The following is a 12,915-nucleotide window of genomic DNA, read 5'->3' on the forward strand; positions in this document are numbered from 1 at the left end:
CACTCCTCCCGGCACCCCCATCCGTATTGGTGTCGGCACCGTCGGCCGGCACGCGGTCCTGGAAGTAGCCGACCAAGGACCTGGTCTCACCGCCACGGAACGTGCCCACGTCTTCGACCGCTTTTACCGCACCGACGACTCCCGCACCCGTGCCACCGGCGGTTCCGGCCTCGGCCTCGCCCTCGTCCCCGCCCTCGTCACCGCGCACGCCGGCAGCATCACCCTCGACACCGCCCCCGGCCAGGGCTGCACCTTCCGCGTCCTGTTGCCCCTGCCCGCCCTGTTGGACGACCGGGCCGTGGACGCGACGACATGAGCGAAGGGGCCGACAGTCCGGAGGCGGGGGTTCGGCTCACATGCCCTCGTTCCGGTGGGCGGAGAAGGCACCCGCGGCCGGCCACTGCCGACACGGCTGCGGGTGCGGACCTTTCGAGCGCGTGTCGGGCTACTCAAGGATCTGCCCCCGCGGTTGGTCAGCGACTGGCACGCCCGTACCGCCCACGCCGCCCGGCTGTCGGTGACGCTGAGTAACTGTCTTGCGAAAGCCGCCGAGGTGATGGAGTGCGCTGCGACCCAGGTCGCCTGGCACCGAGTCAGCACGCCACGAACCCCGTGCTGGTTCGGTGCTGACTCTGGGGGACCAAAACATAGAAACCGCAGGTCCTAGCCTCGGACGAATGAGTTGTCGTACCACTCGATCGTGGTCCCGATGAGGCTGGCGGCGACGATCCTCGGGAGGCTCGCGGGGGGTGGGGGAGCGGTGTTTCCGGATGCCATGTGCGCCACTTCCTCGTGTGCGGTGGGGACGGGTACGACGGATACGTGTCGGCACACGGTAGGAAGACGCAGGTCAGGGGCACATGTGGTGGGGCACCATAGTTCGGGGGGCGGGTATGCGTGCGGGCACCATGCCGGGGCGGGGGAGGAGTGGTTCGGTGGTGCGGTGCCGACTCCCGTGCGGACGGCGGCCAGCCGCTCACCGGCTGGTCATCGAGCCTGCCCTCGGAGTGCGACCGAAGCAGCTTGGTCGCGTGTTCGCGCGCTTGGTCGGCAGAGGGAGACCGGGGCGACTGTCAGTGGGAGTTGACACAATGCGGGCATGGCAGGTTATGTGTTCGGCTTTCATGTCCCTCGGGTGTGCAGGGTACGGGGTGAGCGAGTCGCCGCCGAAGATCTGATCGTGCAGGCCGCCGAAGCGTTCCGACCGGACGATGACGACGTGGTCGTGGACGCGGGGCGACTTCGTCAAGGGGTCCTGGCGCTTCCCGCCGTGGTCGCGGCGGCAGGAGCCATGGTCGTGCTGGGAGAGCCGGGCGCCGGTAAGACTTCCGTGCTGAAGCAGCTCACCGGAGAGTTGCCCCGTGTCCACGACACCTGGAGCGGAGGCGCCGACGCGTGCCTGTGGGTGACGGGTGGGGATCTCACCGAGTACTCCTATCAGGAGGAGCTCGGCCGCCATCTCGTCTCCTTGCCTTCACAAGGAGACGCTGCGGGGACGGTCGGAGTGCTGACGGTGGTCCTGGACCAGGCCGACGAGAGTCCGCTGCTGCCGCGTCTGTCGAGATCGCTGAGAAGGTCGCTGAGCGGCCGGGACACCAGTCGGGTCCGGTTTCTCATGGCCTGCCGCACGGCCGACTATCCGGCGGCGCTGACCTCCGTGCTGGCCGAGGCTTTCGGCGCGTGCCGGTGCGTCGATCTGGCTCCGTTGAGCCGCACGGAGGCCGTGTCTTTGGCCGACAGCGCCGGTGTGCCGGGAGAAGAGCTGGTGGAGGCGGCCGAGGCGGCCGGCGCCGCTGTGCTGGCCGGCGTACCGCTGACCTTGGAATTGTTGGTGTTGACCTATAGGGCTGATGGCCGACTGCACGGGCGGCCGGAGGAGTTGTTCGCCCGCGGAGTGGCGCGCCTTGCCGAAGACCCCGACCCGCACCGTCTCGAGAAGGCGTTGACCACCACGGCCCCTCAGCGCCTGATGGTGGCGGGACGCATCGCCGCGTGGATGCTGTTGTCCGGTCACCGGACCGTTTGGCACGGCGGTACCTTCGAGGCCGGCGCCTACGATCTGCCGGGCGACGTACTGGTGGGGGGAACGGAGCGGACCGCCGCCGGCGCGTTCCAGGTCACGCCCCAAGTGGTCGAAGAATGCCTGGCGACCGCGCTGTTCACAGCGCCGGACGACGGCAGGGCGGCATTCCGCCACTCTTCCGTGGCGGCCTACCTCGCGGCCCGGTACCTGACCGACCGGAAGACCACGCCGAGGCAACTGGAGAATCTGTTCCTGATCGGCGCACCGGACGGGGAGACGGCGACCATTCCGGCACCGCTGCGGGAGACCGCGGCCTGGCTGGTGGCCATGGATCCCTCGGCCAGCGGCTGGCTGGCCGGCGCCGATCCCGAGAGCCTGGCGGTGCACAGCGCACTCGTGCGTTCCGACGAGGTCCGCCGGCTCACCGTGAGCAGACTGCTGGACCGTGCGGCACAGGTCGAACTGGGAGACACGAGATGGCAGCTCTCCCGCTGGGACCTGAGCCATCCCGCGCTCGCTGACCAGCTCGCCGATGTCCTGGAGTCCAGTTCCGCCGAAGGCGGGGCCGAGTGGCAGTCCACGGCGCGAGCCCGTCTGGCGATCCAGCTCGCCCAGGATGCCGGCACCGCTCATTCCAGGCTGGCCAACGCGCTGCTGAGGTTGGTGCGGAACGACGCGTGGCACCAAACGGAACGTCGATTGGCGGCGCGCGCCGCGTTCGCCTGCGACCCAGGCCGTGCCGTGCCCGTCCTCGTGGAGGTGCTGGACTCGCTGTCCGATCCGTCCCGCGCCGAGCGGGTGGATCCCGACCATGAGCTGCGAGGCACGCTACTGAACCTGCTGTGGCCGCACCATCTGGACGCGGCGACGATGCTCGGTGCCCTTCGCCCTCCGTCCCCTGATCTGTACGGCAACTACGCCCACTTCTTGAGGAACATGCCGGCGGAGTGCGGGGACGAGGACCTGCCGCGTCTTCTGGCCTGGGTGTCCGAAGCAGTTGCCCGGCCGGACAGCGGCTTCGTCTTCTCGTCCGACCGCTTCGAGATCTCGCTGATCAACGGGGTGATCGACCGCGCTCTCAAGGCTCCGGACGCGGCTCGGCACGCGGGCACCCTGGCGAAGATCGTTTTCAGCTTCCTGCACGACCATCGCAAGGTCCAGGTGCCGGACTGCCTGCAACCGGATGAGCACGGACACGAAGCGCCCGGGACACGGTCACTACGGAGGCTTCTGGCACAAGCCCTGGTCACGGAAGCTCTGCGAACAGGGGCTGCCCCGCGCTTGGCGGCCTGTCAGATCGCGTACGACTGGGAACGGCGCTCACCGATGCGGCTCGGCGCATCCTCGGTGCCCGAGCCGCCGACCCGTGACCAGCTCATCGACCGCGAGGACTTCCCGTGGGTCCTGGAGCAGGCCGCCGAGGCGGCGGCGACCGGCGACGACGCGGCCGTCCAGGTGTACGGCGAGCTGGCTTCCTGCACGTTCCCCCCGGACGACCCCCACGCACTCGAACTGGCCTACGACGATGCGCACCCGGCCTGGCCGTATCTGCGCTCCTTCTACGAGGCCATCCCCATCGACAGCTCGCTTGCCCGGAGGTTGCGCCGCAGCCACAGCGCCGGCGAGAGGCACTGGCCGGAAGCAGCGGAGTTCATGGCCGGTCTGGCGCGGCTCCTCGCCGAAGCCAGGGCGGGCGATAACGACGCTCTGTGGCAATTCCTGTGGGGCCTGCGCGTGGACCCACAGACGGGGAGCTTCGCGCAGGATGTGCGGGGCGCCATCGCGACCTGGCCCGCCGCTGTGGCTCTCGGCGACGATCTGGCCGACGCGCCCGACCTCGCTCTCCGCTACCTCACCGCCGAGCACGACCACGCCGATTCCTGGCTCCCACACGCCGGCGGCAACAAACGCTCCTGGGCCGGATACGCCCTGCTCACCGAGCTGCACCGGACAGACCGCCTGCCCGGACTCCCCGCGCGGACATGGGGTTCCTGGACCGCCGCGATACTCACCGAGTATCTGGGCATGGCCACGAGCTACACGGAACCCGCACGGGTGGACCTGCTGCGCCTGGCAGCCCGCCACGCACCTGAGTCGTTGGCCCGTCGCGTTGCCCAGGCAGCACGAGCAGCGCTCAGGACAGGCCGACAGCCCATCGAGCTCAATGCGGTCGATCCCCGCTGGTCCGCGGAACTGCGTACGTGCATGGAGCACCTCGCCACTGAGCTCTCCACCTGTCTCGGACTCGTACCCGAGGCGGCGGACAAGGTCCTGGCAGGCTCGCCGGCGATCGAAGACCATCCCATGTGCCTGCCCGATAACGATGGGGCGCGTGACGCGGCACTGCGCACCTGGCACAGCATCCTGGCCGCTCTCCTCACCACCGACAGCCACACCGCGCACGGCATCCTTGACGCCAGTATCGACGGCCCCAGGGAAACCCCGCTCGCCGCACGAGCCGCCGTCCTCGCCGCCCAGGCCCTGCTGGCCGCAGATGCCGAGGCGCACTGGGCACGGGTCAAAACGTTCGCAACCGATCCAGAACTCGGCCGGGAGCTGGCCGAGTCATGCGCTGGGACCGCGGCGGAACGTATCCACAGCAACCTCGGCGAGGCTCTCGTCGCCGACCTGTATCTGTGGCTCAGCGGTTTGTACGACCCTGAGGAGGACCAGCCTGTTCGTGGCGTTCGCTGGGTCACCGCCGATGAGGAAGCCCGGAGATGGAGAGACCGTCTGCTCCCTGAGCTGAGCCGACGAGGCACCGCAGAGGCGGTTCGGCAACTGCGCCGCCTCGCGGCCCTGTACCCCAGTCGACTGTCTGTCGCGGCAGCACTCGTAGCCGCGACCAGGCAACACGCCGCCGCGAGCTGGAGCCAGGTGCGCGCAGAGGACGTCATACGGCTGCTGCAGGATCCGGCGCGGCGGGTCATCCGCACCAGCACAGACCTCCTGGACGTGGTTCATGAGGCCCTGGAGGAGGTGGGCCGGGCACTTCCCACACACTGCGAACTGCTGTGGGACCGCACACCGGGCAAGAGCCCTCGAAAGCCGTCCGCGGAGAACCCGGCCGTCCCTGACGTCTGGCGTCCCAAACCCGAAGCGGCCCTGTGTGCCTACCTCGCACACGAGCTGACTCTGCGGCTGGCCGGCCACCGTGTCGCGGTCAACCGGGAAGTGCTGATCCATCCGACCGACCCGTACGGCGCGGGCGACCGCACCGACCTTCTCGTCGAGGCGATGCCCGCACCGGGCGACCACCCCGACATCGCCTCAAGCGGGTCGGTCAAGCTGGTCATCGAGGTCAAGGGCTCCTGGAACGTCGAGGTTCCGACGGCTCAGGCGGACCAGCTGGCGGGTCGCTATCTGCCGGAAGCAGGAACGGACGCAGGCATCTACATCGTCGGCTGGTATCCGATCGACCTCTGGGACGCCACGGGCGACAGCCGTAAGACCCGGGCACAAAAGCTCCAGCTCGACACACTCCTCGTCGAGCTACAGGACCAGGCGGCGAGCCTCTCCCAAGCGGGCGCACTTCACCTCCGCCCCATGGTGATCAACGTTCCACGGCCGTACAGGCAGTAGATGATCGACGGAGTTCGGTACGGTGCTCATGCAACCGCTTGGGACGAAGTATCCGCCCTGGAACTGGTTCTTGCCCGGCGGTCTGGGGCATTCCACTGGAGCCACCTGGGCGCGAGCCGTAGCCGGGCGGCTCGATATCAACGAGGGGTGACCGGACGTGGAGACTCGTCTCGACCATTCCGGTCGGCGAACGCGTTCAGCCCTTGACGGCGGAGCTGGCGACGCCCTGGACGAACCAGCGTTGGAAGAAGGCGAAGACCACCAGGACGGGCAGGACCAGGAGGACGCCGAAGGCGAAGATCTGGCCCCAGTCCGGGGGTTGCTGGCCCTGGAAGACGCTCATCTCCAGCGGCAGCGGGCGGACCGACGGATCGGAGACCATCAGCACCGGCCACAGGAACGAGCCCCACTGGATGAGGAAGGTCAGGATCGCCACGGAGGCGAAGGCGGGCTTCGACATGGGGACGATGATCGCGAAGAAGGTGCGCCAGGGGCCTGCGCCGTCGATCCGGGCCGCTTCCTCGATGCTCGGGGGGATCGAGCGGAAGAACGTGTGGAACTGGTAGACGGAGAAGGCGTTGGCGACGAACGGGAGCGCCAGGATGGGGAGGGTGTTGCGCTGGTCGTTGAACATGTAGAAGAGCGGTACGGCCACCGACTCGAACGGGACCAGCATCAGCAGCAGGATGAGCGTGAAGACGGCCTCCCGGCCGCGCCACTTCAGCCGGGACAGCCCGTACGCGGCCATCGAGTTGACGAACAGGCCCCCCGTCACCACCACGAACGCCAGCAGCAGCGAGACGCCCATGAAGCGCCGGAAGTGGCCGGTGCTGTCGGAGTCGAGGCTGCTCAGGACGGTGGAGTAGTTGTCGAAGGACAGATGGGTCGGAAGGAAACCGGACAGGCCGTCGAGGACCTCGTCGGACGGCTTGAGGCTGCCCAGGAACAGATAGAGCACGGGTAGCACGAAGATGAAGGCGAGCACGCCGAGTACGGCGTAGTCGATGAAGCGGCGCAGGGGCGTACGGGTGGTGCCCATGGGTCAGTCCTCGTTTCCGGGCCGGACGACGCGGCGCTGGATGAGCGTCAGGACGACGACGATCATGAAGAAGACCACGGTGATCGCGGACGCCTGGCCGATGTTGTTCTGGTCGAAGGCGGTGGTGACGGCCTGGTACATCACGGTGCGGGTGGCTTCCTCGTTGAGGCCGCCACCGCGGACGAGGACGTAGACCTGGTCGAAGACCCGGAAGGAGAGCACCGAGGTGAGCATGGCGACGAAGACGAGTGTGCCGCGGATGCCGGGCAGGGTGACGTGGCGGAACCGCTGCCAGCGACTGGCGCGGTCGAGCTGGGCGGCTTCGTAGAGCTCGCCCGGGATCTGCTGGAGGCCGGCGAGGAGGATGACCATCTGGAAGCCGACGCCCTGCCAGATGGACAGCACGATGATCGAGGCCATTGCGGTGGCGCCGTCACCGAGCCAGTCGAAGGCGCCCCAGTCGCCGAGACTGACCGCGTTCAGCGCGGAGTTGAGCATGCCCTGGTCGCTGCGGGCCAGGATGAGCCGCCAGATCACGGCGACCAGTGCCATCGGGAACACGACCGGCATGAAGAAGAGGGACCGGAACAGACCGATGGCCTTGAGCTTGCGGTTGAGCAGGATCGCCAGGGCCAGCGCCAAGGCCGTCTGCACCGGTACGACGACCGCGGCGAAGGTCAGGTTGTTCAGCAGCGCCCGCAGGAAGGGGCCGGACATGTCCGGGTCGGTGAACAGCCGCCGGTACTGTTCCAGGCCGAAGAAGGAGGGTGCCAGCGGGGAGCCGAGGCGGACGTTGTAGAAGGAGAGCAACACGGCGTAGCCGAAGGGCACACCGACGAAGACGATGAGCCCGACGACGGCCGGGGCGGACATGAGCAGTCCGTGCAGCCAGTCGCGGTTCTCGCGGCCCGGCCGCGCTGATCGGGTCGGCCGCGCGGACTTCACGGCTGTCGCGGAGGGGGCCTGCTCCGGGCCGGGCGGCGCGGCGTGCGCGGGTTCCACGGATTTCACGGGAGGGTCCTGTTCCCGGCGGGGCGGGCGCGGCTGCCCCGGCCGATGGGTCCTACGGGATCTGGTAGCCGGCGTTGTCGGAGAAGTCCTGGTCGATGACGCGGGCGGCCTTTTTCAGGGCGCTCTCGGGGTCGGCGCCGCCGTAAATGGAGTTCAGGGCCTCGCTGAACTTCGACGTGATCACGGGGTAGCCGGCGGTCACCGGGCGGGTGACGGCGACGCAGGACTTGGTGATGTCGTTGTCGCCGCAGGGCTTGGAGAGCTGGTCGGCGAAGAGCTGGAGCGGGCCGCCCCGCTTGTAGAGGGGGCTTTTGGCGAGCGCGGTCCTGGTGGCGGGCACCGCCCCGTTGGCGGTCGTCAGAGCGGTGACGTTGGTGTCGTCCAGGAGGGTGTCCAGGAACGTGCCGGCGGCCTTGGCGTTCTTGGTGTGGGCGCCGATGCCCCAGGCCCAGGAGCCCTGGCCGGTCTTGGGGCCGTTGCCGAAGTGGGGCAGCGGAAGGACGACGAGGTCGTCGCCGAGGGCCTCGCTGTAGGCGGGGTACATCCAGTGGCCGACCCAGCTCAGGGCGACGCGGCCCTCGACGAAGGCGTTGCCGTCGGTGTTGGGGTCGACGTAGGTCTTCCAGGACTGGAAGGTCTTCATGGCCGAGACCACGGCCGGGGTGTCGAGGGCGCCTTCCGTCTTGCCGTCCTTGATCAGGGCGCCGCCGGCGGACCAGACGATCGGGGCGAAGCCGTAGGTGCCCCACTCGTTGGCGTAGCCCCCGCTCTCCTGGAGGTCGAGGGGCTTGCCGTCGGAGTCCTCGGCCTTCAGTGCCTTGAGCGCGGCGGTGAACTCCTCGCCGGTCCAGTCGTCGGCCAGGCTGGTCGGGTACTTCACCCCGGCCGCGTCCAGCAGCTTCTTGTTGCCGTAGATCCCGAGCCCGGAGTCGAACATGCCCAGGCCGTAGTGCTTGCCGTCGATCTCGCCCTGCGCCTTGCTCGCGTCGGTGGCGTTGGACATGGTCTCGGCGGAGACGTACGTGTCGATCGGGGCGAGCTTCTTGTTGTAGACGAAGTTCGCCATGGTCGGACCGTCGAACTCCAGCACGTCCGGCAACTTGGCGGGGCCGGTGGCCGTAATGGTCTTGGTGTAGTCGGCCTCGGGGATCAGCTTCAGCTCGACCTTGATCTCGTCCTGCGAGGAGTTGAAGGACTTCACCGCGCTCTGCAGCGCGCCGGCCTCGCTCTTCTGCCCCTGGTGGGCCCAGGCACTGATGACGCCCTTGCCGCTTCCGGCCTCGGCGGAGGTGTCGGCAGGGCCGCCCGAGCCGCAGGCGGCCAGCGCCACCAGGGGGGCCAGGGCCAGGCCCGTACAGGCGGTGCGGCGGTACGTTCTGCTGGTCGAGCTCATGGCTGTGCCTCCGTGCTGGTGAGGGTTCGAGGTGCCGCCGTACTTTCCGGGTGTGGGGCGTGGGGCTCGGGGAGTTATTGCGGGCCGCGCGGGTGCGGCGGGGCGGTGGTCTCGCGCAAAACGAGGCGGATGGGCATCTGCACCTGCGCGGGGGGTGGTTCGGCGTCGGGTTCGTCCATCCGGCGCAGCAGCAGCCGGGCGGCCTCGGCGCCCTGCTCGGCGACCGGCTGGGCAACGGTGGTCAGGCCGACCACGTCGGCGAGCTCGTGGTCGTCGAAGCCGACGACCGACACGTCCTCCGGCACCTTCAGCCGGTGCCTGCGCAGGGCGCGCAGCGCGCCCATCGCCATCTCGTCGGACTGCGCGAACACGGCGGTCGGCGGCCGGGCAGCGGCCAGCAGTTCGGTCATCGCCCGCTCGCCGCCCTCGACGGTGTAGTCACCGTCCGCCTCCAGTGTCGGATCGTGCTCGATCCCGGCGGCGGCCAGGACGTCGAGGTAGGCGTTGCGGCGCTCGATGGGCGTGGTCCAGTGCAGCGGTCCGCTGGCCCCGCTGATCATGCCGATCCGGCGGTGACCGAGGTTCACCAGATGCCGTACGGCGCTCTCGGTGCCGGCCCGGTCGTCGATGCCGACCACGGAGAAGCCGGGCCGGGGGCCGCCGACCGTGGTGGCCAGCGGCACCCCCAGTGAGCGCAGCGCCGCCGACTCCTCCTCATCAGGAATGAGGAGCGTCAGCAGCGCGTCCACCCGCTTGCGGACCGGCAGCCTGGTGAAGAAGCGCTTGCGGGTCTCCGGCGAGCCCAGGTTGTACAGCAGCACGTCGTACCCGGCGGCGCTGAACACCCTCTCGGCAGCGTCCAGTACGGTGCCGAAGAACCAGCGGCCCACGTACGGGACCAGCACACCAATGGTGTAGGTGCGGCCACTGGCCAGGCTGGAGGCCGAGCGGGACGCGGTGTAGCCGAGCTGCGCGGCGAGGGCCACGATCCGGTCCCGGACCTCCGCCGACACCCCCGGCCGGCCGCACAGCGCGCGGGACACGGTGGACGCCGAGACTCCGGCGGCGCGAGCGACGTCGGTGATGCTGGCCGTCACGGCGGACTCCTCCCCTTGATTTTCACGTCGGTGTGATCTGTGGGTGACGTGACCGTAAACCCGCACACCCCGTTGCGCAAGCGTTTGCGTTCAGATCTACTTGGGCTTGCCCTTGGGTGACTTCGTCTTTGACCAAACATCAGCGCACACGTTTGCGCGCTGCGGAGCGACAGGAACTGTGCATGCGATACGCCCCGCCCGGCCTCTGTGTGAACGACTTCGCCCTCCTGCGCGACGAGGACGGCACGTATGCGGTGCTGCACCTGCAGGGACCCTGGACACCGCAGTTCGACCATCTGCGGATGGAGACCTCCTATGGCCGGGCCACCTCCACCGACCTGGTCCACTGGAAGCCCCAGGGCACCGCCTTCGGCAACGGCCTGCCCGGCCGGTTCGACCAGCAGGCCGTGTGGACCATGCACCCCTTGCGGCACGCCGGCGCAATGGCGATGTTCTACACAGGCGTCTCCGGTCTCACACCGGGCGGCTGGCCACTCCAGTCGGTCGGACTGGCGTACTCCGACCGCACGGACGGAACAGCCTGGCGCCGCCATGGCACCGGGCCGGTCGTCGAAGCGGACCCACGCTGGTACCGCACCGGCGAACGCATGGGCTGGCGCGACCCGTTCGTCGTACGTGACGACGAGTCGGACGGCTGGGTCATGGTCATCTGCGCCAGCGATGCCTCCCTCCCGGTGGAGGTCGGCGGCTGCGTCGCGCTGGCCACCTCCGACGACCTGGAGCACTGGACCGTCCACCCGCCGCTCATCTCACCCGGTGACGTCGACGAGCTGGAGTGCCCGGTCCTGGAACGCCTCGACGACGGCAGCTGGCTGCTGCTCGGCTCGATCGGCGCCACCCGGGGCTTCGAGGCGTGGACCGCTCCCCGCCTCAGGGGTCCCTGGACCCGCCGGGGCCCGCTCGGCCCGACCGGCGCCTATGCCCCGCGCGTGATCGCCGCGCCCGACGGCTCCCGCGTCGTGCTGCACACCACGCCCCGCCGCGTCGGCCTCAGGGACACCGGTGCCGGCTGCCGCGGCATGCTCGCCCAGCCGAAGTCGCTTGTGGTGGACAGCGGTTCGTCTCCCCGCCTGGAATGGTGGCCCGGCCTGGACACCTGGCTCGGGGAGGAGACCGACCGCCCCACCCTGCACGCGGTCGGCGACCTCGGCGTCACCGGGCCGGTCGAGATCACCCTGCGCACCGACACACCGGACGGCGACCGTCCCGCCCTCGCCGTGGGCTGCGACGGCAAGAACCTCTGGGTCACCGGCCCCGATGGGACCCGACTGGGCGAAACCGTGCTGACCGGCCCCGCCGCCACCCTGCGCATCCTCACCATCGGCGAATACGTCGAGGTCTACGCCGACGGCGTGTTCGCCCTGACCACTCTGTGCTACTCCGGGCACCCCGCCCCGTGGACGGCCGCCGCGGAAGGACGCCGACGCACGATTCCGGTCCGCCCGATCCGGCTGCCCGACCCGCACCGCGACGACGCCTCGGCCATCTGGCCCGGCCCCTCGACTCCCTGAGGGGCGGGAGCCCGCGCCCGACGGTCGGTTCGGCCGAACCCACCGGTATGCCCTCGCGCGACCGGGCGGCTTCACCTCCCCTTCGCGGTAGCGGGCCTCCAGGCGCGGGTCGACGGAACGGATCACCTTCCCACGGGCCGGCTTCGACTCCTTCCCGTGCTCGGCCGTGATCCCCAGGGCCATCTCAGCCCACCGCACGGCGGCCCGGCCCAGGTTTCCCATGTCGCCGCCCCATGGCCCGGGCCGTCACGCGCGAACCCGGCTTCCCGGTCGCCGGCGCGCGCCCACCGCTTGACGGCCCTCACGCTCACACCCAGCTCGGTGGCCTTCGCCTCGTATCACGGCGACTTGGGCACCGTGGTCGGGCACCGCGGCCGGGGCTCGCCCGGCTCTGCGAGTCCGTCGCCGCCCGACCGGAAGCGGGTCGGAACCTCCATGGGAGCCCGCTGACGAACTGCGGCAGGTTCCTCATCGCCGAGCTGAACGAGCGGCACCGAGGCCCTCTCCCGGTCGTCGTCCGCCTGCGGCCCCGGCCCGGTCGCGATGACCTGGGCCCGGCCAAAGGCGAGCACCTCGCGCAGCGACAACCGGAACCGGCGGCCCGCCCCGTCACGGACCAGCACCTCGTTGCCGACCGCGGAGCCGAACATCTCCTCCGCCACGACGACTTCACCGTCGCACCCCAACTCCGTGCCCACCAGCCCCGACACGTACGGCAGCTCCGGGCACATGTCCTTCATCAGGTCCCGTCGACCGCCGGGCGACACGGCACCGAGATCCTCGGTAACCGCCGGCCCGCGGCCGGATCACCGCGCAGGCCGGCACCGCCAGGAGCAGGGTGACGGGGAGGGCTCCTGCGAGTGCGGTGTTCAAGGGCGGAGCCTTTCGGCGGATGCCGGTGGGGAAAAGTCACGCCGGATCAGCGGCGGCCGGCGTCAAGCACGTCGCGTTCCCGGGGAGCGCGCCGCAAGCCCTGGCGGGTAGCGGAGCCCTGCGCTGACTAGGTGTTTGCCGATCCGGAATGCGGCCGTACCCGCCCGGCACGCATTCGAATCGATCGGGGGCCGACTGCAAAAGCATGCCGTGATGTGGATAACAAGCGGAGGACACGTGAATTATTGGCCAACGTGATCACCACTTGCACGCGCGTAGACCTCGCGTGACACCGGGGCTCCGACGGCGCCCGCCTGCCGTGCCGAGTCAGGCATAAATGACTCAAAAGTGAACTGGTGGCCGAC

Annotated in this window: 8 protein-coding genes; 3 read left to right on the forward strand and 5 right to left on the reverse strand. The window is 69.6% G+C overall.

Annotation, left to right across the window (positions count from 1 at the left end; translation table 11 throughout):
- Both H5J33_RS01430 and H5J33_RS01435 read left to right on the forward strand, forming a co-directional pair.
- Window positions 1-316 (forward strand): cell wall metabolism sensor histidine kinase WalK (locus H5J33_RS01430; RefSeq protein WP_181792917.1); only part of this gene is annotated, 316 nt, incomplete at its 5' end.
- Window positions 317-1,099: 783 nt separating this feature from the next.
- Window positions 1,100-5,605 carry a hypothetical protein gene (locus H5J33_RS01435; protein ID WP_181792919.1) on the forward strand — a complete coding sequence of 1,502 codons (4,506 nt, stop codon included), beginning with the start codon at window positions 1,100-1,102 and terminating at the stop codon, window positions 5,603-5,605.
- A gap of 196 nt (window positions 5,606-5,801) precedes the next feature.
- On the opposite strand, the gene H5J33_RS01440 is transcribed toward H5J33_RS01435, so the two are convergent.
- The 4 genes from H5J33_RS01440 to H5J33_RS01455 all read right to left on the reverse strand — a co-directional run bounded on the left by H5J33_RS01440 (window position 5,802) and on the right by H5J33_RS01455 (window position 10,145).
- On the reverse strand, window positions 5,802-6,644 hold the full coding sequence (locus tag H5J33_RS01440; protein WP_181792921.1) for a carbohydrate ABC transporter permease: 843 nt from the start codon (window positions 6,642-6,644) through the stop codon (window positions 5,802-5,804).
- A 3-nt stretch (window positions 6,645-6,647) separates the two neighbouring features.
- The gene (locus tag H5J33_RS01445; RefSeq protein WP_181792923.1) at window positions 6,648-7,655 is read right to left on the reverse strand and encodes a carbohydrate ABC transporter permease; all 1,008 of its coding nucleotides are present in this window, start codon (window positions 7,653-7,655) and stop codon (window positions 6,648-6,650) included.
- Window positions 7,656-7,707: 52 nt separating this feature from the next.
- Window positions 7,708-9,048, reverse strand: a complete 1,341-nt coding sequence (locus H5J33_RS01450; RefSeq protein WP_181792925.1) for a sugar ABC transporter substrate-binding protein — start codon at window positions 9,046-9,048, stop codon at window positions 7,708-7,710.
- 74 nt (window positions 9,049-9,122) lie between these two features.
- Window positions 9,123-10,145, reverse strand: coding sequence for a LacI family DNA-binding transcriptional regulator (locus tag H5J33_RS01455; protein ID WP_181792927.1), 1,023 nt, complete (start codon window positions 10,143-10,145; stop codon window positions 9,123-9,125).
- Between the two features lie 182 nt (window positions 10,146-10,327).
- Here H5J33_RS01455 and H5J33_RS01460 point away from each other — a divergent pair, with 182 nt between their 5' ends.
- Window positions 10,328-11,677, forward strand: a complete 1,350-nt coding sequence (locus H5J33_RS01460) for a mucin-1 (RefSeq protein ID WP_181792929.1) — start codon at window positions 10,328-10,330, stop codon at window positions 11,675-11,677.
- A gap of 338 nt (window positions 11,678-12,015) precedes the next feature.
- Here H5J33_RS01460 and H5J33_RS01465 read toward each other — a convergent pair whose 3' ends face one another.
- Window positions 12,016-12,444 (reverse strand): hypothetical protein, encoded by a 429-nt coding sequence (locus H5J33_RS01465; RefSeq protein WP_181792931.1) that lies wholly within the window; start codon window positions 12,442-12,444, stop codon window positions 12,016-12,018.
- Window positions 12,445-12,915: the final 471 nt, after the last annotated feature.

Source organism: Streptomyces sp. WELS2, assembly GCF_013870595.1.
Taxonomy (GTDB): Bacteria; Actinomycetota; Actinomycetes; order Streptomycetales; family Streptomycetaceae; genus Streptomyces.

Coding starts and splice junctions, on each gene's coding strand:
- H5J33_RS01435 (WP_181792919.1), top strand. CDS start 1,100: ATGGCAGGTTATGTGTTCGGCTTTCATGTCCCTCGGGTGTGCAGGGTA.
- H5J33_RS01460 (WP_181792929.1), top strand. CDS start 10,328: ATGCGATACGCCCCGCCCGGCCTCTGTGTGAACGACTTCGCCCTCCTG.
- H5J33_RS01450 (WP_181792925.1), bottom strand. CDS start 9,048: ATGAGCTCGACCAGCAGAACGTACCGCCGCACCGCCTGTACGGGCCTG.
- H5J33_RS01440 (WP_181792921.1), bottom strand. CDS start 6,644: ATGGGCACCACCCGTACGCCCCTGCGCCGCTTCATCGACTACGCCGTA.